This is a genomic window from Paenibacillus sp. FSL F4-0087 (assembly GCF_038020215.1).
GTDB lineage: Bacteria > Bacillota > Bacilli > Paenibacillales > Paenibacillaceae > Paenibacillus > Paenibacillus taichungensis.
In genome coordinates, this window is record NZ_JBBODJ010000001.1 from 6,124,050 (window position 1) to 6,150,809 (window position 26,760).

At 43.3% G+C, this 26,760-nt stretch carries 18 protein-coding genes and 1 pseudogene; 7 read left to right on the forward strand and 12 right to left on the reverse strand.

Going from position 1 to position 26,760, the window contains the following annotated elements; genetic code table 11:
• The first annotated feature begins 32 nt into the window (after nucleotides 1-32).
• Complete coding sequence (locus MHB84_RS27885) at nucleotides 33-1,055, forward strand: Gfo/Idh/MocA family protein (protein WP_076288718.1); 1,023 nt, start codon at nucleotides 33-35, stop codon at nucleotides 1,053-1,055.
• Nucleotides 1,056-1,134: 79 nt separating this feature from the next.
• Here the strand turns inward: MHB84_RS27885 and MHB84_RS27890 are convergent, their stop codons facing one another.
• Nucleotides 1,135-1,752, reverse strand: coding sequence for a TetR/AcrR family transcriptional regulator (locus MHB84_RS27890; RefSeq protein WP_076288717.1), 618 nt, complete (start codon nucleotides 1,750-1,752; stop codon nucleotides 1,135-1,137).
• Between the two features lie 302 nt (nucleotides 1,753-2,054).
• Here MHB84_RS27890 and MHB84_RS27895 point away from each other — a divergent pair, with 302 nt between their 5' ends.
• The 6 genes and pseudogenes from MHB84_RS27895 (at nucleotide 2,055) to MHB84_RS27920 (ending at nucleotide 8,443) form a co-directional block, all read left to right on the forward strand.
• A complete protein-coding gene (locus MHB84_RS27895; RefSeq protein WP_076288716.1) occupies nucleotides 2,055-3,746 on the forward strand; it encodes a CocE/NonD family hydrolase in 1,692 nt (563 codons plus the stop codon).
• A gap of 496 nt (nucleotides 3,747-4,242) precedes the next feature.
• A complete protein-coding gene (gene accD / locus MHB84_RS27900) occupies nucleotides 4,243-5,136 on the forward strand; it encodes an acetyl-CoA carboxylase, carboxyltransferase subunit beta (RefSeq protein WP_256716785.1) in 894 nt (297 codons plus the stop codon).
• A 37-nt stretch (nucleotides 5,137-5,173) separates the two neighbouring features.
• Complete coding sequence (locus MHB84_RS27905; RefSeq protein WP_076288715.1) at nucleotides 5,174-6,160, forward strand: acetyl-CoA carboxylase carboxyltransferase subunit alpha; 987 nt, start codon at nucleotides 5,174-5,176, stop codon at nucleotides 6,158-6,160.
• A gap of 162 nt (nucleotides 6,161-6,322) precedes the next feature.
• Nucleotides 6,323-6,757 (forward strand): annotated as a pseudogene (locus tag MHB84_RS31465) (ZIP family metal transporter); the annotation flags it as partial.
• 38 nt (nucleotides 6,758-6,795) lie between these two features.
• Nucleotides 6,796-7,734, forward strand: a complete 939-nt coding sequence (locus MHB84_RS27915; RefSeq protein WP_076288713.1) for a magnesium transporter CorA family protein — start codon at nucleotides 6,796-6,798, stop codon at nucleotides 7,732-7,734.
• 304 nt (nucleotides 7,735-8,038) lie between these two features.
• Entirely contained in the window at nucleotides 8,039-8,443 is a 405-nt protein-coding gene (locus MHB84_RS27920; protein ID WP_076288712.1) for a hypothetical protein, read from the forward strand.
• Nucleotides 8,444-9,309: 866 nt separating this feature from the next.
• Here the strand turns inward: MHB84_RS27920 and MHB84_RS27925 are convergent.
• The 11 genes from MHB84_RS27925 to MHB84_RS27975 form a co-directional block, all read right to left on the reverse strand.
• Nucleotides 9,310-11,967, reverse strand: coding sequence for a discoidin domain-containing protein (locus MHB84_RS27925; RefSeq protein WP_076288711.1), 2,658 nt, complete (start codon nucleotides 11,965-11,967; stop codon nucleotides 9,310-9,312).
• A 195-nt stretch (nucleotides 11,968-12,162) separates the two neighbouring features.
• On the reverse strand, nucleotides 12,163-13,812 hold the full coding sequence (locus MHB84_RS27930) for an extracellular solute-binding protein (protein WP_076288710.1): 1,650 nt from the start codon (nucleotides 13,810-13,812) through the stop codon (nucleotides 12,163-12,165).
• A gap of 23 nt (nucleotides 13,813-13,835) precedes the next feature.
• Complete coding sequence (locus tag MHB84_RS27935) at nucleotides 13,836-16,163, reverse strand: helix-turn-helix domain-containing protein (protein ID WP_246318162.1); 2,328 nt, start codon at nucleotides 16,161-16,163, stop codon at nucleotides 13,836-13,838.
• 260 nt (nucleotides 16,164-16,423) lie between these two features.
• Entirely contained in the window at nucleotides 16,424-17,482 is a 1,059-nt protein-coding gene (locus MHB84_RS27940; RefSeq protein WP_445322141.1) for a glycoside hydrolase family 88 protein, read from the reverse strand.
• 102 nt (nucleotides 17,483-17,584) lie between these two features.
• Nucleotides 17,585-18,466, reverse strand: a complete 882-nt coding sequence (locus MHB84_RS27945) for a carbohydrate ABC transporter permease (protein WP_063563855.1) — start codon at nucleotides 18,464-18,466, stop codon at nucleotides 17,585-17,587.
• A gap of 10 nt (nucleotides 18,467-18,476) precedes the next feature.
• Nucleotides 18,477-19,400 (reverse strand): ABC transporter permease, encoded by a 924-nt coding sequence (locus tag MHB84_RS27950; protein WP_076288708.1) that lies wholly within the window; start codon nucleotides 19,398-19,400, stop codon nucleotides 18,477-18,479.
• Between the two features lie 56 nt (nucleotides 19,401-19,456).
• Nucleotides 19,457-21,082 carry an extracellular solute-binding protein gene (locus MHB84_RS27955; RefSeq protein WP_076288707.1) on the reverse strand — a complete coding sequence of 542 codons (1,626 nt, stop codon included), beginning with the start codon at nucleotides 21,080-21,082 and terminating at the stop codon, nucleotides 19,457-19,459.
• A gap of 319 nt (nucleotides 21,083-21,401) precedes the next feature.
• Nucleotides 21,402-21,800, reverse strand: a complete 399-nt coding sequence (locus MHB84_RS27960; protein ID WP_445322115.1) for an RDD family protein — start codon at nucleotides 21,798-21,800, stop codon at nucleotides 21,402-21,404.
• Nucleotides 21,801-21,995: 195 nt separating this feature from the next.
• On the reverse strand, nucleotides 21,996-22,958 hold the full coding sequence (locus MHB84_RS27965; protein ID WP_256716783.1) for an ABC transporter substrate-binding protein: 963 nt from the start codon (nucleotides 22,956-22,958) through the stop codon (nucleotides 21,996-21,998).
• 59 nt (nucleotides 22,959-23,017) lie between these two features.
• On the reverse strand, nucleotides 23,018-24,760 hold the full coding sequence (locus MHB84_RS27970) for an ABC transporter ATP-binding protein (RefSeq protein WP_076288705.1): 1,743 nt from the start codon (nucleotides 24,758-24,760) through the stop codon (nucleotides 23,018-23,020).
• The gene (locus tag MHB84_RS27975) at nucleotides 24,757-26,556 is read right to left on the reverse strand and encodes an ABC transporter ATP-binding protein (RefSeq protein ID WP_076288704.1); all 1,800 of its coding nucleotides are present in this window, start codon (nucleotides 26,554-26,556) and stop codon (nucleotides 24,757-24,759) included. Before MHB84_RS27975 ends, MHB84_RS27970 begins: the two co-directional genes overlap by 4 nt.
• Between the last annotated feature and the right edge of the window lie 204 nt (nucleotides 26,557-26,760).

Sequence of the window (26,760 nt, forward strand, 5' to 3'; positions counted from 1 at the left end):
TAAATAACATCATAAAAGGAGTCGAATCAGTCATGAGCAAAATTAAGGTAGCAATTGTGGGCTGTGGTACCATTTCTAAGAAAAGACATATTCCGGAATACGCTGCGAATCCGAATGCTGAACTCGTAGGATTTTGTGATGTGATTCTTGAAAGAGCCGAAGGTTATGCTCAACAGTACGGGGGTAGAGCTTATACAAGTTATGAAGAAATGTTAAAAACGGAGAAGCCTGATGCAGTCAGTGTATGTACGCCAAACGTGCTGCACGCTCCATATGCGATTGCAGCAGCGAATGCAGGTGCTCATGTGCTTGTGGAGAAGCCAATGGCAACAACTGCAGAGGACGCTCTAGCTATGATTGAAGCGGCAAAAAAGAACGGTGTCTTCTTGATGGCAGGACAAAACCAACGTCTGATGCCGCCTCACCAAAAGGCCAAAGAGATCTTGCAAACAGGTAGACTGGGTAAAGTCATTTCCTTCCGCACGTCCTTTGGTCATCCAGGACCCGAGCGCTGGAGTATTGATGGCCGTGACAGCTGGTTCTTCCGCAAGGAAGAAGCCATTATGGGCGCGATGGGCGACCTCGGCGTTCACAAAGCCGATTTGATCCGCTGGCTTCTTGGCGATGAAGTGGCTGAAGTCGCTGCTTTCGTAAACACACTGCACAAAGAAGGTACCGATGTAGATGATAACGCGACCTGCATATTGCGCATGAAGAGTGGAGCGGTCGGTACGTTAGTTGCCAGCTGGACGTATTATAAAGGCGGTGACAACAGCACGGTATTGTGGTGCGAGAATGGCGTGATGCACATCGGTACGCATCCAGTTGATCAAGTCATTGTCGAATTTCGTGACGGCTCCATCGAAAAGTATCAGGTCGGAGCGATGGCAACGAACGAGAAGCAAGTGCCCAGCGGCATTATGGACGCTTTTATAAAAAGTATTGTAACAAATACACAACCGACCATTTCTGGCGAAGAAGGTCTGAAGTCGCTTACGGTCATTCTCGCTGCATTCGAATCGCAGGCTTCGAAAAAGGTTGTTTCTATTTCCTAACACTTACTTCAGTTGAAGCGACGATTAATTAAAATAAAGGACACTCCTTGTTCTTTTTAAAGAGTGTCTCTTTATTTTATTATTTTTTTAAACCGGCTGCAAAGAAGGGACCATTAACCGAAATGGTCGTAAGGATGCGAGCCATTTCAAGAGGAGATTCTTTCGTGCCACTTTCCAACCATTGTTGAAATACCCCTATAATTGCACTTCCCATATAAGAAGCTAAATATGGTGCCGGAACAATGAAATCTTCTTCCTTTAAAAAAGCATTTGGATTATTTCCATAGAGTGTTTCCCACATGAATTCTTTTAATCTGGTTTGAAATGATAAATCCCCATTTGGGCCTAACACGGCTTTCATAAATCCGCTATTTATATTTAAATACTCAAATAATGAAATGGTAAAGGTAAATGGCATTAACGTTTCTGAGTCAGTTTCAAGTGCGGAAATAACACTTGAATAGCTTTCTTTCGTAAGTCTGGACAAATCAAGCATAATTTCCTCTTCGCATTTTGTCATTAAATCAAATTTGTCTTGATAATGAGCATAAAACGTACCTCTATTGATGTTCGCCTTCGTTGTTATGTCTTTAACCGTAATTGCTTTAAAACCTTTTTCATTTATTAATTCGACTAGTGCTTGTCGAATAGATTCTTTTGTCCGAATGACACGTAAATCAGCATTCATATTACGCAAGTAAATCCCTCCATAATTTTATCCAACACATTGATTAAAGGTGTTCCATTACCAACACATTGTTCGTTTTTGATTATTGAACAGAATCTAGTCCTATTTTATACTTTGAATTGTAATAAACAACAGGTTGTCCTTTATTTATTATAACTTAAAATTGAGGAGGCGATACAAAAACATTTTAATGTGAAGTACGCATTAAAATAAGGCTTCAAATAAGTCGTATTAAACACAAAGTCGGAGATACTGATAATGAGCTAGTAGACCTTACAATAAATCATTTGTTATGGAAGGAAGTAATCGATATGAATAAATTTCTGGGCCGTCCTGATCTGAAACCGACGCATCCTAGTGAGACTAAACCAGGTTTGAACAAAATAGTGATGACTACTGCGCATTTTGGAAATCAAGAGGTAATCATGGAAAAAGATGTTCCCATCAAAATGCGGGATGGGGTCACAATATACGTCAATGTTTTCCGTCCGAATAAACCTGGTAAGTTTCCAGTGGTCATGAGCATGGATCCATATAATAAGGACGGTTTGCCTCCGTATGAAACTTTTCGTCAAGTCTGGCCGACAGTTGGTACGATCGTGACTTCTCTCTATGCGCCATTTGAGTCACCTGATCCTGGTTTTTGGGTGCCAAACGATTATATTTTGATTAAAATCGCAACGCGAGGCAGTTCCAATTCGGAAGGCGATCTCTATCCTTGGACGAAAACGGAAACTCAAGATTATTATGAAGTCATCGAATGGGCTGGCGTTCAGGAGTGGAGCGATGGCAATGTGGGACTAAACGGGGTGTCCTATCTGGCCATGACTCAATGGCGGGTAGCGGCTATGAATCCACCTCATCTGAAAGCAATCATTCCGTGGGAAGGGACTTCTGATCTGTACCGGGAATGGTACTTCCACGGTGGCATACCGGAGACGGTATTCTCAGCTGATTTCGAGAAGTTGCAGCATACCCGGTGGCCAAATAATAACATAGAAGCAATGGTAGCGGAGCAAAAAGCGCATCCATTACTCGATGAGCACTGGGAGGAAAGAGAAGTCAAATTGTCCGATATCAAGGTACCCATGTTTGTTTGCGCCAGCTGGTCCACTCAAGGTTTGCATAACCGCGGAACCTTTGAAGGCTTTAAACAGTCTTCATCCAAAGATAAGTGGCTGCTGGTTCATGGCCGCAAGGAATGGGAAACCTACTATTTGCGCGAATCGCTGGAACAGCAGAAGGAGTTCTTCGATTATTTCCTGAAAGGCATGGAGAATGATTGGATGGATACGCCTCGGGTGCGCTATGAGGTCAGAGAGAAATTTTATAATGGACACATTCGCACTGCGAATGAATGGCCGATCCCTCAAACCGTATATTCCGAATATTATCTGAATGGGGAAGAAATGTCCCTGCAGCAGGCTCCTGTTCAAAATGAAGCCACACTTACCTATAATGCCGAGCCTGGTCAGACTGCAAACAGTGATTTACGGTTTACATTTACCGCCAACAAGGACATGGAGCTCACCGGAAATATGAAGCTCAAGCTCTGGGTCTCCACCGATGATACAGATGATATGGATCTTTTTGTCGGCATTAAGAAATTCGACAGACGGGGTAATGAAGTATTCTTACCTGACTTTAACCACCTTGAAAATGGTCAGGTGGCTAGCGGATGGCTAAGGGTTTCCCATAGAGAGCTGGATCCTGTGAAATCTACGCCTTATCAACCTGTACTGAAGCACAAGAGATTATTGAAGCTTACGAAAGGTGAAATCGTGCCGGTAGAAATTGAAATATTGCCTTCAAGTGTCTTCCTCAAAAGTGGAGAGAGTGTGGTGCTGGTTATCAAAGGCAGCGACATCATTATCGATGACAATCCCACAGGTTCAAGAGGTTATGGGCACACCGATACAGTGAACCAAGGAGCTCATTCTATCCATGTCGGTGGGAAGTACGATTCTTTCCTTTTGGTACCGGTGATTCCTTCGAAAGAGTAGTTAAAACCCTAAGTCCCTTCGGTGAATTCCGCTGACCGGACTCACTGGGATTAAACGAAACACCTATGGTATTGCACTTGGTCGTAAGTAAAAGTGCTATAGATTTACCTTCCTACAGCCGTTAAAGACCCTTTAAAAGCTAATAAAAAGTCGATTCCTAGTGTGTAAAGGAATCGACTTTATTGATTTGTAAAATTTGATTAATGGGGTCACATAAAAAAACCGTTATTCAATTATGGAATGAAAATGTACGTTTATTGCAGGTATAGTACTTTATTAAAGGTGTTCCATTAGCAACACATCGGACATTTTTGATCATTGAAGAGAACCTAATCTTAAATTATACTTTTGAAGTAAAATAAACAACAGGGTGTCTGTTATCATGAGTTCACATTAATGGCGAGTACAGAGAACATATTAATAAAACATAAACTAATAAAATTCTACATCACATATAAGAAACGAAGCTGACGAAATAAGAAGTCCAACTAGTGAGGTGAGTATCATTTCATTCAGAAATTTTATAACTAATAAAAAAAATTATGCTGTTGTACCACAACGTCAAGAGAGTAAAAGAGAAATAGAGAGTGGTATTCCTAAGGGGCTAATGAAAAAGTGTCCGAAATGTAATGCTATTCTTTATACCAAGGATTTGGAGAAGAATTTAAATGTGTGCAGCTCTTGCAGCTATCATTTTCGTTTAACTGCCCGAGAAAGAATATCACTTTTTTTGGATGATGGTACATTACGTGAATTTGATAGTGGTTTGACCTCTGATGATCCGCTTAATTTTGTGGGGTATAAGGAGAAACTTATTAAAGCAAAACAATCTTCTGGGTTGAACGAAGCAATTATAACGGGCGAAGGGGAACTTGGAAGTTTCCCTGTGGTTATCGCTTTGCTAAGTTATGACTTTTTTACAGGCACGATGGGTTCTGTAGTAGGAGAAAAAATTGTTAGAGCTATAAATAGAGCCATGGAGTTAAATGTTCCATTAATTATTTTTTCCACTTCGGGTGGAGCTCGAATGCAGGAAAGCATTTTCAGTTTAATGCAAATGGCAAAAACAAGCGCAGCAATTGGTCGGTTTAGCGATTCAGGTGGACTATACATTTCCATTATTACAGATCAAACGTTTGGTGGGGTTTCTGCTAGTTTTGCGATGCTGGGTGATTATATCTTTGCTGAAACTGGGGCTACATTTGGGTTTGCAGGACGGATCGTAATTGAGCAAACCATCCAACAGAAACTTCCAGCAAACTTCCAATCCGCTGAATTTTATCTCAATCATGGTCAAATCGATGGTGTTATTAATCGGAAAAATCTAAGAAATATGATAATAGATATCATCGATTTGCATCTAAATTCAAACGACACAACAAAACCTTAATTTATCCAACAGCCAAGATCATACGAGGTGTTTAATTATGTCATATGAACTGCCCTTTGAAGGGTCATTAAACGAATTAAAAAGACAGATTAATGAACTTAAATCATTTGCTTTAGATATAAATTATGATTTAACGGAAGAAGTTCAAAGGTTAGAAGAACGTTATAACCAGATTGAAGAAGAGATGTACACTGGTTTATCGGCCTATGAAAAGTTGCAGATGGCTAGACATCCAATGAGACCAGCGGCTTTAGATTATTTTGATCAAATATTTGATAAATTTATTGAATTACATGGTGATCGATTATATGGTGATGATGATGCTATTGTTGGCGGTTTGGCTAGATTTAATGGAACTACAGTTACCGTAGTTGGTCATCAAAAAGGTAAAGATATGAAAGATAATTTAAAACGGAATTTTGGTATGCCCCATCCGGAAGGATACCGAAAAGCTTTAAGATTAATGAAACAAGCTGAGAAATTCAAACGACCTATTATTACGTTTATTGATACGCCTGGTGCGTATCCTGGGATGGCTGCTGAAGAGAGAGGGCAATCTGGTGCAATAGCAATAAATCTTCTGGAAATGTCGAAATTAAAGGTTCCAATCATATGTATTGTCATTGGAGAGGGAGGAAGCGGAGGTGCTTTAGCCTTAGGTGTTGGAGATAGATTGTTAATGCTGGAAAATGCAGTGTATGCTGTGGCGTCTCCAAATGCTGCTGCGTCCATATTATTGAAGGATGCTGGGAGGGTTTCAGAAGTCACTGAAGCTTTAAAAATCACTTCAAACGATCTAATGGAGTACGGAATAATTGATGAGATTATTCCCGAACCAAGAGGCGGGGCTCATAAAGATTTTGAAGGCCAAGCTGATATCATTAAGAAATATATTCATAAACAACTCATTCATTTAAATGAAATTCCAGTTGACGAAATGGTAAATACTAGAATAGAAAAGGTGCTTCATATCGGCAGGTATTTAGAAGTAAGTGAAGAGCTCACGCACTATCCCGATATCTGAATTTTCTGTTAAAGAATCGCCAGACCAGGTTTTGGGTTCCGAACGACGACCAGTGCCTCTTGGAGAATGAATGGCCTATTACCTGGATATAATATGCCCAATATATACCTTGCTTGTGATTAATTTTTTTCGGAATTTTAATCCTATAACACAAGCATTGATGGAGAAGCGGAAGAGTTTCGTCCTAAAGAAAGAAAAAGAAGTACATTGTTAGTCCTCGCTATCACCCTTCATAATATCACAGAGGGGTTTGCAGTCGGGATTACTTTCGGTGCACTTGCAAATGGCAGAAACGAAGCTTCTCTAGCAGGTACCTGCCTTTAAGAGGTGAAAGGATGTCTCGCAGAAAAAACCTTTTTCTACAGTCAATTTTCAGGTATGGTCAAACCTATAGCTGAAGTCATTGGTGCAGTTGCCATTGGAATCATTGAACCATTATTACCTTATGCATTGAGCTTTGTAGCTGGAGCAATGATAATTGTTGTAGCTGAAGAAGTGATACCAAGCTCACAAGAAAAAGGGAATGAGGATTTGGCAACTATGAATGTAATAGTTGGTTTTGTATTGATGATGATCCTCGATGTGGCATTAGGTTAACGTAAATTTAGATTGAGAATTGAAAGGAGTGATTTATAATGCTGATTACCTATAAATCCTCTCGTGATGGACTTCTGGAAGTAAGAGATAACTTCGAAAAGAACAGCTGGATTAATATTACTTCACCTTCAAAAACAGAACTTAAAGAAGTATCTCAACTATATAATATCCCAATGGAGTTTTTAGAAGATTCATTGGACTTAGAAGAAAGTGCCCGGATTCAATATGATGAAGATACGAATTGTACATTAATTATCAATGATTTTCCAACTATTGATGTTAATAACGATCAATTTGATTCTTATATTACTATTCCTATTGGCATAATTATAGGAAAGGATTACATTGTTACGGTTTGTAATCAATCGAATAATTTTTTAGAACATATCATTAAAAAAAACGTTAACACATCGATGAAGAATCGTTTTGCATTAGAGGTATTATTATTAATTTCAACTCAGTATATAGAAAAATTAAAACTGCTCAATAAACAACGTCTTAAAATAGAGAGTCAATTGCGTAATTCATTAACGAATAAGCAACTTTATGACTTAATGGATATTGAAAAAAGTTTAGTTTATTTCCTCACATCATTAAAAGCGAATTCAGGTGTTATTACCAAACTATTTCGTACCCATTCCATAAAATTATACGAAGATGATATCGATCTTCTGGAAGATGTAAGAATTGAAATTAATCAGGGAATAGAAACTACAGAATTATACACAAGAATTTTGGATAGTATAACGGGGTCATATTCTTCGCTAATATCTAATGAATTGAATAATACGATGAAAACTCTTACGCTTTTTACAGTTTTTTTAACTCTACCTACGCTTGTATTTAGTTTCTTTGGAATGAATGTTACCTTACCTATTGCTGATCAGGATCCCCTCTCTTGGATTGTTACGCTTATAATAGCCTTAATTTTTGTTATCTGGATCGGATTAACACTATGGAGAAAAAAGATTTTTTAATTTATTGTGTATAATAAGAAATGAACACGTTGAATTCTGTAGAATGCTCAAAACGGGGGACAACAGAATGATCCCTTTGAAAGTCGCTAGTTTAGCGGCTTTTATTGTTTTATCAGTACAAGTTCTTGTCCCGAGTTGATGACAACAATTTGCACGAATTGCCGAAAAGAATCAATAACATTGTGCTATTACTGATTAGGCAAATTGCTAATTATATGGTAGCAAGAGAGGTTCCTTAAAAGCTTAAAGTGAAAAGGCCAACCGCTTAGCACCATATGTATGTAGAGTAGAAGGCTTTACCGTAATGACTGAGAACGGAGAACATTCTGATTCTCACATAATAGATATATTACAAGTATGGCACAACAGCTATAGGCATCTACAATTCGATAAGCAAGCTGAAATCGGAGCCGTAGAGAAAGAAATATTAAGAGGAATTATTTCAAGTGGTAAGAGCAATGTTGGCAGGAGTAGTAATAATGAATCGAAAGAAATTAGCGCAAAACAAGGGGGGAATGCCTTTGCTACTTTTCATATATCCAGCTGGAACGAATGGAGAGGGCCTGACCAAATGAATCCGGCTGTCCTTCGTTGGGTTCAATCAAACCAGGCAAACATGAAGATATCAAATATGCATTCCAAATGGTTTATTCATGCACAACATTGCAATTTAAAGCGTTTAGTTAAGGATGAACCTCTGAAGAGATAAAAGTTTTGATTTCAGAAGAATCCGCTTCCAAAAAGATCTACTGCAAATCACTTCTAATGCTGTTCAACAAGTTATAGACCGATTATTTCAGAGTTCACTTAAGTCTCATCAACATTGCATAACTCAATTGATGGACCTTAGAAAGCCGAATGAAACGTTTGGATTCCCTGAAATTTGTCCCTATGCATATGCTTATGTTTTTTGGAGGAAATCTCTTTTAAAGGAGGAGAATTTCTACGGCTTTAATTGTTTAAGAACAAGCTTGATTTCTGATGTAGCGCCACTTCTAATCAGGGAGCTTTTGGAGTATTTCTCTGATCAGGTCGTCAATTATCAAATGAAAATCCGTAGAAGTATTGATATAGGGGGCTTTCCTGGATTCTTGAAAAACTAGTCTTACAGTTCTGTGAAAATTTCTTTTGTGCTTGGATGGAGATCGCAGGGAAGAGAAGTAAAGAAATTAGTGTTCCTATTTGGAAGGAAATTGAGAATATCCGACATCAGGTGGCTCGACATCGAATGTAAAAACGACTTAATAGACATATGTACAAAATACGAGTTTTGTGAAACAGTTGTTATAATTCAAACGAACCTAACATTGCACCCAATCAATTATCATCAGTTAACTGATGATTCCATAATCAACTCACTTACACTTACATCCCATGGATAAATGTGCCTTTTTCTTTTTATAACCCCCGAGATATTTTTAATTTCGTATGGATAAATATGTGATCCCACATATTATAATTGTCGTATCACACAACTCAGTTATCTTAAATATAATATGCACTCATTCCAGCTTTATAATGAGCGCATATTATATTTGACTCTCTAAATTTCTTTAATTTTATCCTACGTCATTTTTAATTCTCGTGTACCCAAAATTCAATAATGCTGTTCCAGGTATTGGATTCGTTGCCTTGCCCGATATAACGAATGAATTTGGCCTGAATCGGTTCAAATTCAAATGTTTCATAGGCAGCCTGTTTTTTACTGGCCACATTACTTAATACTTTTTGGTAATTAATACCATCAGTTGATATCTCCAAATCAAAATAATTGGATCGCGTATGCCCATTATAGAATTGAATGCTTACCTGCCCTACTTGAGTCTGTTGCTCAAGCTCCAACTGCAGGTATTGTCCCTTTCCATCTGCAGACCATCTGGAGTCTGGATCACGATCAATCGTATGGATCGGCAGATTGCCATCATCTGCACTTGCCGTAACTTTGGTTACAACGGCGAACGGTCCTTCCGGTTCGACCATAGGTTCTTTGACCTCAAATTTCTCCTGTGCCTCGACCGTTACGCCATTAAAGACGCAGCTCACGACGATGTCGACCTTTCCTGCTTTTACCGCATGGAATGTAGTTCCTTCAGTATATCCTATCGTATCATCACTTGATGTGTACGTTACAGGAACATTCAATTCTGCAATGTTTACGATCTCTCCATTATCTAATGTTAGAAACGAGGATAATTCTCCGCTTCCGCCTGCGCTGATTGCATTACCTGCGACTCTCCAGCCGGGTACTGCTTTATTGGGACTTATGGAGATATTCTCTGGAAGTACGGGTGTATCAGCTACCTTAAACTTCACTCTTATGTTCTGGTTGTGACCCCGATACGATACAGTGATCTCTCCGGTTCCATTAGTCCCTTGCGGTTGCTTAATTTTAACCTTTGCATCCTTGGCATAAGCTTTTGCAGAGATGATCGGCGTTTCGGTTGTGCCATAAGGCAAAGTATGAACGTAATCCGTTCTTAAGAACTGCATACCCCCTATAGCTTCGCTATTCACCAACAGGGATTGAAGCCCCAGATGAAGATCTTTGATTCGTTTCTTGCTCTGATCCTGATATAAACTTTGCGGGGATAAACGATCGCCCTCACCAATGCCTTCCGCCATATCAAATGGCTGCGTATTCGCATCCGGAATGGAACCGACAATGTTGACGTTCACGCCGGTGTCCTTTCCTTTGGTTCCAATGACATATCCATTCCCGAATTGTTCTGATTCTACAATAACACCGGATTTACTAGGGTGTGCCGCCTGACCTGTCGTATTCCAGAACACACTTTCAGTGGTTACCACCCCATGACGATTCGTTTCGGATGATCCATAATCACGTGTAATGGCAGAGATCCCGTCTCCGTTAACTACCAGGTTGTCGATCAGGTTTGCCATGCTTAAATACATATGAAAATCAGTTAATAATGAAGGTTTCTCAGAATACGAACCTTGCAGGACATTCCCGTTCGCAGAGAAGTTGGCATATGTGAAGCTATGTCTAGCTCCTATTGCCTTACTATTCTTAATGAGATTATCATTGCCAATAAATTGATATAAATAACCGTTCCCATTTGCCCCACGATACTGCGGGTACTGCATGGTTACATGATCCACTGTGACGTTCTTTGTACGATCCAGAATAATCCCTTTGGATAGCAGATGGTAATCTGTATTGCCAGCTGGCTTATAGGTGTTAATATTTCGAATCCAGCTGTTCGCCACTGCAATCACATTGACCGCTTTGGCATTATCGGCTTCATACCCAGCTGTCCCAACGACTTTGAAGTCGTCTTCACCAAGCCCTGACTTTGCATTTTGAATGTTTGCAATCGAGAAATCCTCCAAACCTACTTCGACAATCGGATCTGCGGTCTGACTAATCGTAATATCATCGCGGAGCTTCATTGGATAACGCGTTGGAATGTCTAGCGTAATCGTTTTGTTCTCTGAATCTACGCCCAAGATTTGGCGATAGAATAACGGTTCTACTTTCCCGAGACGGGACGACCACTTGTTTTGCATGCCAAGTTCACGTAAGAAACCCGGCGTCGTTTCGAATGAAATGACCACGTAATCATTCACCGCAAACCCGCTTGTGTCCTCAACGGGTAGCAGGACGGTTGGATCAGTAACCGACTTGCGAAGTTTCGTAGAAATTCCGGTTTTCTTCCAATCTCCGTTACCGATTCGGATAATATCCTTGTTTTTCATATTTTGCTGTGCATTATAGATATGAGTCTTGTTCATCCCGTCACCTTTCAGGACCACACGACTTGCAGGAATGTTTAGTGAATAATCCTTGCCATCCTGAGGGTTAACCTGATATGTACCCTTGGGAAGATACACGACACCCCCGCCTAACGCAACAGCAGCATCAATTGCCTTTTGAATAGCCTGTGTTGCGTCACGGCCCCCTGAAGGATCGGCAAAATAAGGTGATTTGGTAACGTCGATACGTTTGTTTTTAGGCGTTTTAGGTAGCTCTGTTTCCCCGCGCTTATAACCGGCATACGAAAAGTCATGCAGAAACCTTCCCTGTTCATCTTTAAATCCTGGATACCAATCGTTTGGATAGAGTCTGCTTCTGCCATCCGTACCCAGAGATAGATTCTCACCCGCAAGATCAATAGATGGCTCCTCTGACGCTCGAACCTCCTGGGTTCCGGGTACAGACAATCCAACGGTCAACGTAAATGCCAACAATAAAAAAGGCCACTTTCTACGCATGCTTTCGTTCTCCTCCTTTTGGATTTCAGAGTATGTGAGCGGTTTCAAGAAACCCTATAGTCACCTCCGATCCTGCTCAAGCAAGAGTCATGTGCATGCCAACTCAGCATGTCATAACCGATTGTAGAGCACGAGGGAACGAAATTACATCAACAAAAACGACACTTCAATGCCCATTTTATACAATATAAGGATTTATTTAGAGGATACAGCGCGATTATATCGCTCTAACGCCTGTTGTTGAATCTCAATCGCACGATCAATCTGTAATGACTTGATTTGCTCGACATACGTATCGAATGCATCCAACGGCTCAATGCCAAAAATGATTTTAAGCGACATCTCGTCCACTACTTTGTTCACTTCCTGCATGATGACTGACATCTCCGTGCTTTCTTTCTCGGTTTTGGGCAGAGTAGGTACCTGATGCAGAACAGCATCTGTACTGGACCATAACTGCACCGCCTCTTTCTGTTCCGGCAAAATATAATATTGTTCCATATATCGCGTATCCTGTACAAATGGACCGAAATAACTCGCTCTCGTGTACATCGCAAGCGCTTGCGCCGGCGACCACTTATCAGGGTTTTTCAAAATAGTCTCGGTATACGTCGGATACCCGTCCTTCATCTTAAAACTAACACCTTCAATACCAAAGTTGAACAGTAAATGTCCCTCAGGCCCATACCCGTAGTCCAACATCCGTGCTGCTTCTTCTACATGATGACTGTTGCTGGATATGGCGACTCCACTGGAACCGATCGCGGGAGCAAGTTGACCAAATTTCGGGCGATCTCCTTTGTTCATGACAGGATATGGCGCTGGCACAAGCTTTGCATGGGGATCCGTCTCCTGCAAGATGGGTAACCATGTACCAATCCCCGCCCCTGCATTCCAGATACTCGCGCCGCTGCGTCCTGTGGTCATGTTTGTATCCTGAGTCTCCGAATCAACGGCAGCTAGATTCTTGTCAATGAGTCCCTCCGCATACCATTCACGAAATAAGGATAGAAACGCCTTATATTCAGGTTCTTGTGCCCCAAACTTAATGTGGCCATCTTCCACGTAGAACCCCTTTTTAATCCCAAAAGCGCCAATAAAAGCGCCGCCTTCTATACCAAACAACGGATTCGGAACACCTAGGAAAGTAAGCGGGGCGTCAGCTCCCTTTTTGTCCTTAAATGCCTGAAGCATCGTATGCCATTCGTCAATCGTTGTTGGCACATCAAGTCCAAGTTCATCCAGCCAGTCCTTTCGGATAATCGGCCCTTGATAGGTTCGCAGCTTATCATCTCCCTGAATAAAAGGAAACGCGTAATAACTTCCGTTCGCTGTGCGAATCTGCATATCAATGTCTGGATGCTCCGTCAGGTACTGCTTCAGATGAGGTGCGTATTGATCAATAACATCGTTTAATCTCAGAATATATCCGTCTTTGATCGCTTTCTCCGGCCCACCGGGATAATTGCTCCACTCGTATTCAATCATATCCGGCAGTTCTCCGGACGTAAGCAGCACATTAATCGCTTCTTTGGCCTGATTGGCTGGAGGCCGGATGAATTGAAGGTTGACTCCGGTTCTCCGCTGCCACTCCTGAAAAAAAGGAACTTCATTGAAGCTGGACTTAATGCTTGCTGCATTGCCATTCAATTCTGCCCAGTAGGTTAATTTTCCATCGTCATTGGGTGAAGCAATTGAGACGGTCTGGTACTCTGATGAGCCGGAACGTTCATCCAGCTTGGCATCCGAATCTGTCCCGTTCTGATCGCAAGCAGTCAGCATGCCAAGCAGTAGGATGAATCCTGTCAACTTTGCTATGAATGCCAACTTCCTCTTTACGTTCATGTTCCGGTCTCCTTTCAAATCAATCAACTGATTTCTTTATATTTACCTGGCGTAATGCCTTCGTATTTCTTGAATACCCGGATGAAAGTTGCTGCATCGTTATACCCGACCATTCGGGATATTTCTGTAATGGATTCTTGTTTATGTTCAATCATTTCTTTAGCCTGTCGGATTCGGCACTTATGAATGCAGTCCAGCAGACCCTCACCAGTCTGATTCTTGAAGAGTTTGGACAAGTAACTGCCCTTCAGCTCAAAATGTTCACCAATGGCGTTGACGTTCAAATTCACGTCTGTATAGTTATTCTCAATATACTGCGTGACTTGGGTACTGAGATGACGCAGGGAATCCTCACGTTCTTGTGATACATTCGTTGCGCGTTTGTCAGCGGCATAGGAACATACCTCCTCAAGCAAGTTCTGCAATGCCTCCTGCATCTCCTGAATGGTATCCCCAGCAATAATGTCCTCAATCCGATGCGGGTATTGGGTTAGCGTATGGTTATCCCTGTCCCCCAGATCATTGATAGCCTTGATCATTGTACCTACCAGGTTAAAAATCAGGCAACGTGCAAGTGTGAGCGACATAATCGGTTTATCAAAATTTCGCTCTGTAATCTCGTTCATATAAGCGCTGGCTTGGTCGGTATCTCCCGCTTTGATGAAATTAAGAAGCTGCTGTTCCACCTGAAGCGGATAGTAGTAGCCAAACGGGTCATCCGCCATCGCATCGCTGCGGACATCGCCATAGGTAATGATACCTTTTTTGCCAAGCACCATTTTGTATTCCATCGCGTCTACAGCTTCCTGGTATGCTTCGGCGATACCAATCCACGACGTATGGCGTCCACTGATGGAGATCGTCAATTCCATATCATAACGTTCCAGGAATCGCTGCGCTTCTGCCGCAATGTGATGAAGATCCTGGTTCCAATCCGAAGAATCCGCTTTCATATTTACAAGGCAGACCATCATATCATCAACTTCAGCCACATATCCGACGTGCTGACGCTCTGAAGCCAGTTCTTCAACCACATTGGAAATAATGAGATGGATTAGCTTGTTTCGTTCGTTGATATCAATACCTGGCAGCTTTCCATAGAGATTCTCTTCATTCTCGATAACAAATAGGATAACAGCAAATTCACTTGAATACAGCGGCATATGGAATGAACGGAATGCATCTTCATAAGGCACAAGCGTATCCTGTTTGCCTTTGAGAAGCCGATTAATCATATTGGAGCGCAGCACCTGCTGATGTTTCTGCAACTGTTGGGCAATCTCATTCTTTTCTGAACGTGTGTTCATGATGACCTTCTGTATAAACCGAAGTTCGTTCCGATCAGCAGGTTCGTTCTGACTATTTTTGTCTTTTAGTGATTCCACGAGCTGTTGGATTGGGGAGTAATTCCGGCGCATGAAGAACCAGGTCAGTACACCCGCGCTAATGAGACTCACTACGATGCTGATATACGTAAAATTGCGGACATACACTGCCTTTTCCCAATATAGGCTGCTGGGAATAATCAATGCGTACTTGAGATCGGATACCGCAGAATCCATGTAGAACATCTCCGACTTGCCTACCTTGGCGTTATCCAATTGAACCTGATTGCCATTCATGAATGGCTTCAATTCCTCTGACCCCGGATGATTGCTCATCAGAATCTCGTTATTCTGGTTCAGAATCAGCAGCGTGGCATCACTAAAACCTGAAATGCTCTCAATTGCTTCCTGGAATCTTCGCGTATCCGCCATGACGACAACCGTACCGGTCTCCTGACCATTCAAATCATCAGGCAGACGTGTAATGTACGCAATGGAAGACTCCGCCGGAGCTGCATTCTGATGTGGTAGTATAACGAATTGATTCGTCTCTGTACCCAGAATCTGATCCCGCCACGCTTCGAAAGACATTGCACCTGTGTTATGTATGGTATGAAATGCCGTTCGCATATCCCGAATATTACCTGAACGGAGAATGGATTGATCTTTTTTCCACACGACGTAGAATTCATCGATGGATGCGTAGGATGTTTTATAGAGACGGAGTTCCTTTACCAGTTGGTATGCCGTATACGGCGCCTCTTTGGCCGGCTGATTGGAATACATCAACGTTTGCAGATTTGGGCTCCACGTCATCTCCATGTTTAACCGCTTCATCAGATCAACTTGTGTATCGATTGTATATCGCATCTGCTTCAATAAAGAATCGTTGGCTCGATGTATTTCACTCTTCAAAGTCTCATTTGCTTGCATGTAAATAACCAAACTGATCAGAATCGGCACAATCAAAACAGCACTGTAAGAGACAAGCCAGGTTACAATTATGCTTTCTCGTTTTTGCCACAAATATCGAATGTTTAGCAACAACTCATCACCCAACTCTTCGTAGATTATCTATGTTTGGATCAGGAATTTATTATAACGGTAAGAGCGCGATTGGGATATAGATAAAAAGTTCAATTCGATTGACAAAAAGGGTAGCCACCACCGATTTCCCCCGTCAAATCAAGCACAAATAGCCCGAATAGACTAATTTCGTCTATCGGGCATTCGGTATCAATTCGGTATCAAGTTGAGAATGTTTTTTAAATATTCTTAGTATTTTTTTAGAAAATGCGATGCTTCCACCCGTTTAATTTGGCACTCGCCTCGACGTAGAAATAGTCACCGTAAATGAGCGAGACGTTTACGTTCTGACCTGCCGGTTTATGACCGGTTCCCTCGAGAAGCATACCTTCGTGCTCAGGAAGATCCCAGGTTCCATAATGATCCCGCAGGGAACTCAGGATACGTTTGGCAACGGTGGCATAGAGTCTGCCTTCTGGATCAGGAAGAACATCTGCAAGCTCAAGCAATCCGGAAGCAGCAATGGCACCAGCGGAGCTGTCTCGTGGGATCTCCTCCCCTTCTTCGGGCTCAGCACGGAAATCCCAATGCGGAACGCTATCCTCGGGCAGGCTGGAAATGAAGAAGTTCGCCACACGCTGTGCAGCATCCAGATATGACGGGTCCTCTGTATAACGATACGTATTCGTTAATCCATATAAAGCCCACGCCGCTCCCCGACTCCATGCCGAATCCGGCGCCGCTCCCTGTCCACCTATCGCTTCTGCCCGTTCACCTGTCTCGGGATCAAATCGAATGATATGATGCACAGAACCATCTTCCCGCACAAATTGCTTCATGACCATATCCGCATGAGCTTTGGCGATATGGCTGAAACGAGGATCTCCACTTTCCTCAGACGCCCAGAAGAGCAATGACAGGTTCATCATGGTATCGATGATCGACCAGCCCAGCATGTCTCCATTCCAAGCCCGGATGAAGCCGCCTTTGGTATTGAAGCGGCCAGCCAGAAAGTTGGCGGCAAATAAGGCACGCCTTGCGGCATCGGTATCTCCGGTGAGCTTGTATTTGATGACAGCCGTAGGCAGGAAATGAAAGCCCACGTCGTGATCAAAGTAGTTGTTTTCTAGAAAACGTTCCGATAGTCGCTCACCCCAATTCCATGCAGCCTCTTTATATTTCTCATCACCCGTCATATCGTACACAATCCATAATATGCCCGGCCAGAATCCCGAGGTCCACCAATCGATTCTCATGTCGTCATAGATGCCATTTGCTCCTGCGACATGCGGAGACTTTTCACCTATGGCTGCAAGCATCTGATCGGCTTTACTTTTAATCTGATCCCACACGTCCTTGTTCACTTCATTTAATACGCTCATGTAACCTCATACCTCCTTACCGTTCTTCAATACTCTGATTTAACCTTTCAATGAACCAACCATGACACCTTTTACGAAAAAGCGCTGCAAAAACGGATAGATGCACAGGATGGGTATCGTCGCTACCATAATCGTCGCATACTTGATGGTTTCCCCGATCTGGAAGCGATCCCCAGCCGATGCACCGGCCGACATGCTCTCTGTAGAATTGGCGATCAGAATCTCACGCAGCACCAATTGCAATGGGAACAGTTCTCGGCTTTTGATAAATACTGATGCATAGAACCACCCGTTCCACTTATCGACCGCGTAATACAGAATCATCACGGCAATGACTGGCATGGACAACGGAATAATGATACGGAACAAAATGGTGAAGTGATTCGCTCCATCAATCTTGGCCGACTCTTCCAGGCTGTCCGGAATGCCCATAAATGACGTTCGCATGATGATCAGGTTAAACGTGCTGATGGCAAAAGGCAGAATGGTCGACCACAATGTATCTAACAGGCCAACACCTTTTACGACCAGGTACAGTGGAATCAACCCGCCGCCAAAGAACATCGTGAACACGATAAAGAACATGAACACCTTGTTCCACATCACGTTTTTACGGGATAGCACATATGCACCAAGCGCAGTCATGAACAGGTTGACGATAACGCCGAACACAAGAATAAACAATGTATTGCGGAAACCTGTGGCTATACCTGGATTGGCAAGTACACTCTTGTATGCTTCCAGACTAAAGCCGACCGGCTTCCACAGGAGACCTTTGTTTGCTAACAGCTGCGCCGAATCACTTAAGGACGCAAATAACACGTAGAGCAGTGGATACAATGTGACGATGACGAGCAGGATTAGAAACGTATAATTGAAGATCGTAAAGATTCGGTCAAACCAACCGCTTTCCTTAATCAAAGTTATCACCTCACCATAAGCTGTTTTGACTCACTCTGCGGCTGATATAGTTCGCCGAAATCAGAAGAACGAGATTGATCACCGAGTTAAATAGACCAACTGCCGAGCTGTAACTCCATCCGAACTCCAACAATCCCTTTCGATATACGAAGGAGGAGATTACGTCAGCTGTTTCATAGGTCACCGGATTATAAAGGAGAATGATTTTCTCGAACCCGACATTCAGCATATTACCCATCCGGAGAATGAACATGATCGTAATAATAGGCAGCAATCCGGGTAGCGTAATGTGAAACATTTGCTTGAGACGGCTCGCTCCGTCTATCTTAGCCGCTTCATACTGCTCCAGGTCGATGCTCATTAACGCAGCAATATAGATAATGGATTCCCAACCGATCCGCTGCCATATTTCAGACAGAACATAGATCGGACGGAACAGCTCCGGCTTTTGCAGCATCGCCTGACCGTCATATCCAAGCATTATGATCAGACGGTTGATTAAACCATCCGCGTTCGTGAAGTCTGTAATAATACCGCATATGACGACGAGAGAGATGAAATAAGGCATATACGTTATCGTCTGAACGACCCGCTTGAACGTGCGCTTGCGTACTTCGTTAATTAGCAGCGCCAGAATAATCGGTGCGGGGAATTCAAAGACCAGTGTGTACAAACTGATAAGAAGGGTGTTCTTCAGAACACGCAAGAAATAATAACTGTTGAAAAACTCTTCAAAGTGCTTCAGCCCAACCCAATCACTCCCCAAAATACCCTTCATCGGAGAATAATCTTTAAAGGCAATAATTGCGCCGTACATCGGACCGTAATGAAATATTAAATAATATCCAATAACGGGAATCATCATGATGTACAAATACTTGTTCATCATGAAGTCCCGCACGAACCGGCTTCTAAAGGATTGACGATTGCTCATGATGTACCTTTTCACCTCTTTTCAATCGGGAGGGCTAGAGCCCTCCCCTTTTACAATTACCGGTTGTTGTAGCGTTCGAGTGCTGCTGTTTGGATTTCAATCGCTCGATCCAGATGTAACGATTTCATTTTCGCGACATAGCTCTCAAATTGATCCACTGGTTCGTTACCCAGAATGATCTTGATGGTCATCTCATCGACGAGTGTGTTGATATCATTCATGATGGTCGCGTATTCGGAGCTCTCTTCAGGTGTAGGTGTGATTGAAGGCAGATTATATTTGGCGGCCTGTGTATTCTTCCATACATCAATGGCATCACGCTGAGTCTGTAATGCAAAGAACTGCTCGGCATAACGTTTGTCTTGAACGAATGGACCGTTATAGCTGCTGCGGGCATATAGTGAAATCGCTTGTGCAGGAGCGAGTTTATCCGGATTCTTTAGCAGCAAGTCCGTAAATTTCGGATAATCACCCTCCAAGTTATAGCTGACACCTTCTTCACCGAAGTTGAAGAACATGTGCCCTTCCTCACTGTAGCCGTAATCCAGCATGCGAACGGCAAGTTCCGGGTCCTTGGCTGCTGTTGTGATGGCAACCGTTCCTTCCGAGGCATAACCCTGGTTAAGTTGGCCGAATTTAGGAATATCCCCTTTTTTAAGCACCGGATATGGTGCGGCGACCAGAACGGCATCCGGATCATTTGCTTCTACGAGCGGTTGCCATTTGCCGATACCTCCGCCTGCGTTACCGACACTAGCGCCAGTAGCACCCGAAGCGAGGTTACCGTCAACGGATTTGGTATCGGCTGTTGAGATGTTTTTATCAATCAGACCTTCTTTGTACCATTCCTGGAATAACGTCAAGTATTCTTTGAAACCTTCTTCCGCAGGACCAAATTTGACCTGTCCGTCTTCCTGATAGAATCCACGGTTTACACCGAAGGCGCCCAGGAAAGCACCGTTACCGGAATCGTTAAAGAATCGTGGCTTACTTACAACGGAGAACGGAGCGGCTGCGCCTTTCTTCTCTTTAAAAGCTCTCAGAGTTGTTGTCCACTCATCAATCGTTTCCGGAACAGGCAGTCCCAGCTCATCCAGCCAATCCTTACGAATGATTGGTCCCTGGAAGACACGCAGGTACTCATCTCCCCGAATGAACGGGAATACATAGTAGCTGCCACTGTCCGTTTTGACCATCTTGTCGATGTCCGGATTGTCCTGCAGGTATTTCTTCAGATTCGGAGCATACTGGTCAATCAGATCGTTCAGCTTGAGGATATAACCATCATTGATGGCTTTTTCCGGTCCACCAGGGAAATCTCCGATAAAATTGTACTCCAGCATGTCAGGCAAATCTCCAGATGCTAGCATCACGTTAAAAGATTCTCTGACCTGACCTGTCGGTGGTGCCGTGAATTTGAGTGGCACGCCGGTTTTTTCCTGCCATTTTTGAAAGAATGGAATTTCGCTGTGCGAATTTTTGACCCCGATCAAGTTTCCGTTAATTTCACCCCAGTACGTAAGCGTCTTATCCGTTTGAATTGGATAGGTTGTTGCTTCCGTTGATCCGCTTGGTGTGCCTTTTTCAGCATCGCCCGTTTTACTGTCTTCGGACGAACACCCCAGGATCGTTGTACCTAATAACAGGATCATCAAACTCGTAGATAACACTTTTCTTCTCATGGACCTTATCCTCCACCTTTTGGGAATGTCTGTGCTCTACCTCAGAGTAAGGGAGAGCGCATTGTAGCGATATTCGCAAAAGATGAAATGACATGTTGATTTCGTCAGAACCAAATGATCATTTAGCCAAAACGATAGACGAATTCTCTATATAATCATCTGCAATGCCTTGATTTTGCAGTGTTGGCGCGGGTTTGTGACTGTACTTATGGCAGCACAAAAAAACAGACCATGAACAAGGTTCATCGTCTGTAACGTGGGTGAATATGAGTGGATTGGAACATAAACAATATTTGTGCCGGGGATTACCTTCGCATTTTTAGTCCCAAACAACTTCGGTACCTGCGATAAAATCATGGATTGCACGTTTGTCTTCTCGTACAGCAACCATGATGACACTCGCAATGAAACCAATGCCAAATGTGATTCCATATACCAGTCCTGCAACAACAACTCGCATGAGCATGGTTCCAATTCCAGGGGGCTCATGTGTATCGTATTTTCGAATTCGAATTCCGCAAATACGTTTTCCTATCGTTCGGCCACTCCATAATACAGGTAATAAAATGGAATATAATCCACTCAGTAGTTTAGCTAAAGGCTCGTCATTATCATAATTTCCAGTCAGTACACCTACAATAATGGCTAAAGGGATTGAAACGATAATTCCATCTAACAAGTTTGCTCCTAATCTAACCCAAAAACCTGCTTCTCTCAAATGAATGCCTCCTTTCATATGGATTTAGTTGAATGTATGTAGACACATATCCATGTAGTATAACAGAAAAATATTCCATTAAGTTCTTAATCATCCTATTCAAGGAATCGAGAAAGGCTCCTCAACTTTTGTTGAGAAGCCTTTTCATGGCGAACCTTTTAACTTTTAAATCTTTTGTTATATTTCTATTCAGCGTTACTTCTGTCCTTCCAAAATCAGGTTACCCAAACGATCCATGAGTTCCATCCGTCCCATAGCCGTATAAGAATAATTGTAGTTATCTACGCTGGAGATTTTATAAATCTTCCCATCCTTGACGGCATTCATGTTATTCCACACCTTGCTGTCTTCCATCTTGTTCTCGCTATTCTCCATCAGCACCAGCTGGTCCGGATTGACGGAGATCAACGCCTCTATACTGATCTGTTTGCCTCCCCAGCCTTCGGGCTCAGGAATACCTTCTGTGCGTTTTAGTCCCCACTCGCCGTACAACATCTCTGCCGCACCTTTATTCGAATAGATCACCAGATTGTTAGGATAGGTTTCGATGACCGCAAAAGATTCACCGTTCACAGCCGATTCAAGTTTTTGCTTCCACTCAGCCGACTTTGCATCATATTTAGCCAGGAACTCATCCTTTTTGATTTCTTCTCCGAACGTATCTGCCAGGAACGTCAGACGTTCTCTCCAATCATAATACGAGTATGGTAAAACAATTGTCGGTGCAATTAAGGATAAGGTTTCATACTGATCTGTATTAAAATCCTTTCCCAGAATGATCAGATCCGGGTTCGACGCAGTCACCGCTTCTATACTGAATTTGCTGCCCAGCCACCCCAGAACCACGGTATTTGCATCCAACTTGTCTTTAAGGGGTGGAGTGATCTGATCCTGCTGCCCATAATCGGCGCTGGTCGTAGCGACAGGCGTTTTGCCAACGATGAGTAATTCCTCTGTTGAGCCGGACAGATCCACAATCCGCTGCGGATTAAGGGGGATTGTAACTTCCTCTCCATTTGGATTGGTGATGACTTTCGTTGTCGCTTGCGCCGTTCCCTCTGACGAACTAACCTCCTGACTGCTTGTCTGTTCAGTTCCGCAAGCCGCAAGCATCAGCATGGAGCATAATGCAATCCATATATGAACTCGTTTTAACATTTAAATTATTCTCCTTTTGAGTCAATTCATCTATCTGGTTTGGACGACTGCGTTCATCGCTATACCTTTACCTGCCATCCCTCGGCATCATGCTGTAATTGCCACAGACGCGAGTAGATCCCCGAGCCTAGCAATAATTGCTCATGCGTTCCTTGTTCCACAAGCTGGCCCTGATCCAGGACAAGGATCTGATCCGCATTTTGGATCGTTTTCAAACGATGGGCGATTAGAATTACCGTTTTGTTCGTGACCAGCTCATTAATCGCTTGCTGTACTGCAGCTTCATTTTCCGGGTCGAGTGACGCCGTAGCTTCGTCCAGCAAAACGATGGATGCATTTTTCAACAACGCACGTGCAATCGATATACGCTGCTTTTCCCCACCAGATAACGTCGAGCCTCCTTCTCCCACTAACGTGTCATATCCTTGAGGCAGACTTGCGATAAACTCATGACAGCAAGCCCGGCGGGCTGCTTCTTCGATCTCTGCCTGGGTAGCCTCTTTCTTCCCTACACGTATGTTGTTACCAATCGTATCCTGGAACAGATAGACGTCCTGGAAGACAACAGAGATATCCTCCAACAGTTTCTCCGGGTCCATACGGTTAATTGGCTGCCCGCCAATGGTAATGGAACCTGACTGCACATCCCAGAAACGCGCAATGAGACGGGTAACTGTACTTTTACCACTGCCGGATGGCCCTACAAGTGCAGTAATGGTGTGCGGAGGAATGGTAAACGACAAATTCTTCAGCACAGGCAGCTCATCATCATAACCAAAGGTTACGCGGTCAAACGAGATGGCTTGATTAGGTTGTACGCTTCCTGTTCCTTTCATCGGCGCCTCCTGCTGCACTTCCATAATGCGCCGTGCGCTATATGCGGAGTACCGCATCTCGCCATAACTCATCAGCGCAACGGTCAGAGGTTCAAACACTTTCGTACCGACCAGCAAAAACAGCAAAAATATCGGCAATGTCAATTCCCCGCCAGCAAGCAAATAACTCCCTGCCAAAATCATCCACGTCATTCCGGAACGCGCAAGCAGCATCGCGCCCATAATCATCGGACCCATAATGCCTTCCAACCGAATGGATGCCGACTTCAACTCGTCAAAAGAACGACGCAGTCGTTCAAATCGTTCTCCGCCCATATTGTGGGCTTTGATCTCACGAATACCGGTTAAGTACTCTTGCAGACGACTGGCCGCTTCGTTCTTGGCTCTCACATGATTCTCGCTTAAGCGAGCCTGAATGGAGTCTGTCACCCATAACAAGGCCACCCCCAGTGGAACAGCGACGAACATCGCAACTGCCATTCGCCAATCTACAAACAGCAGTCCAACAAAAGCCAGCACCGGCAGCACAATTGCGCTGATGAGCTGTGACAGATTGTGAGAGATCGTATGCTCTACCTGTCCGTAATCACTCAGAATCAGATTGGTCAGATCTCCCGGGTCCCTTTTACCGAAGAAACCCAATGATAGATGACGAATATGTTCAGCCAGCTTCAAGCGTCCCGTTGCGGCGAGGCTGTATGCTGCCCGATAGGTTTTATCATAGAGAGAAGAGTAAGCCGCATACTCCACCAACAGCCATGCAAACAGAATGCAGCACACCATCCACATTCGCTGGATGTCCAGTCCCTTATCCGGTTCAGCGAAGGATTTGTATATCGTATTGAAAATATCAACGAGCAGCGCAGCCGGAATGATCTTGGCAATCCCGTCCAGAATGGCGGCTATGATGGATGGAAGCAGACTGCGGGGGTTACCACCCGATATGTTGTATAAATAGTTCCTCATTGCTTCGCACCTCCAAGCTTCCAGGAAGCAGCATGAATATGGGCCTGCCACATCTTCTCATACAAACCGTCTGCCTCACGTAATTGATCATGTGTACCTCGCTCAACAATGGTACCCTGACGAATGACCAGGATCTGTTCAGCTGCCCGAATCGTTGTTAGACGATGAGCAATAATCAGTACCGTTTTACCTTGAACGAGTTGGGCCAGTCCTTGCTGGATCTTATGTTCATTCTCTGCATCCGCATATGCTGTCGCTTCATCTAAAACGAGAATTGGAGCATCCTTGAGTAAAGCTCTCGCAATGGCAATCCGTTGAGCTTCACCACCGGACAGGTACGTACCACCTTCTCCAATTTTGGTGTCATATCCCTCATCCAGCTTCTCAATAAACTCATGACAACAAGCTGTTCGAGCCGCAGCAATGACATCATCCCGCGATGCAGCTGTATTGCCCATGCGGATATTTTCCTCAATCGTATCGTAGAACAGATGTACTTCCTGGAATACAAACGAAACCGTCTCCATCAGCTTCTCTGTCCCCATTTCCTGAATGGGAACCCCACCAATCGTAATTTCGCCTTGCTGCACGTCCCAGAAACGCAGAAGCAGATTGGCAATGGTAGATTTTCCGCCACCCGAAGGTCCAACCAATGCCGTCATTTCTCCTGCTTTAGCTACAAAATCAACTTCTTGAAGCACAGGTTTGAACGCTTTGCTATCCTTTTGTTCATACGCAAAGGATACCTGCCGAAAAGCCACATCATATGTATCGGGCACTAGCGGAGTGAGAGGTTCCTGTACAACCGACTCAGCAAATACAGCCTTGATCCGATTCTGACCTTCCACGATCTCACGCATGCCACTACCCAGATACATCAGTTTCAAGAGTGGTGCGGACAAACTTGGTGTAATGATTAGAAATAGAATAAAGGTGATCGCGAAAGACTGATTGCCTGCGTTTTCGCTTGAAAGTAAAATGCCGATCGGAACAATAAAGGTCACCAGCGAAATAATGATGATGAAAAACATGCCATACGACGTCTTGCATAAATCGGTTATTCTCAACGAGATATCCCGATATCTCGTTACTGCCTGTTTAAAGGTGAGAAACGAGTCCGCTGTAATACCGAATGCTTTTACCGCCGGCATTCCTCTTACGTATTCAACCCCTGTTGAGTTCATTTCTTCAATCGCATACTGAAAATCACGATATGCCTGACGTCCCCGTTCACTTCGGAAGATGCTGCTTTGCAGCCAGAACCCGATAATCATGGGAACTAGCAAGACCAGTGCCATACGGTAATCTAGCCAGAACAAATAGCATAGTAGCACTAGTGGAATGACGATCGCACTCACCAGATCGGGAAGCTGATGCGCGATGAACTTCTCTATTTTCTCAACGCTAACTTCAATGATTTTTTTCAGCTCACCTGTCGCAGTTCGAGTGTGATACCCCATCGGCACTTTTGCCACATGATCGGCAAGCTTTACTCTGAGCTGGTACAGGATGTTGAATGCAGCGATATGCGAGCACATTCCTCCAATATAGAGCGCGATAAGACCCGCGATTAGCGCTCCAAAAGAGACGAATCCCCAATACATCAGCAAATCCCTGTCCAGGCCAGATGGCTCTCGGGCATGGATTAACAGTTCTTCGACGATTTTATACACTCCGATAAATGGAACCATTTGCAGCAGACTCGATAAAATCGAGAAGATACTTGCTGTAATCAGCAAACCTTTCCGCTCCTTGGTTACTTCCATTAAACCGGATACTTCAGATGTGGTGTTCATCCCGCTCCTCCTGACATTAATAATCATTCTCAACATAGCGCAGTGTTATATACGCCCAATTAATATCTCACATCACAGTGATCAGCTACTACCTCAAAACGGAGCAAAAATACCTCTATACGGATAATAAATGGCATCATTTTGTTTTATTTCATCTAAAAATTAAGGCAAACAAAAAAAGACCATATGTGACATATGGCCTCT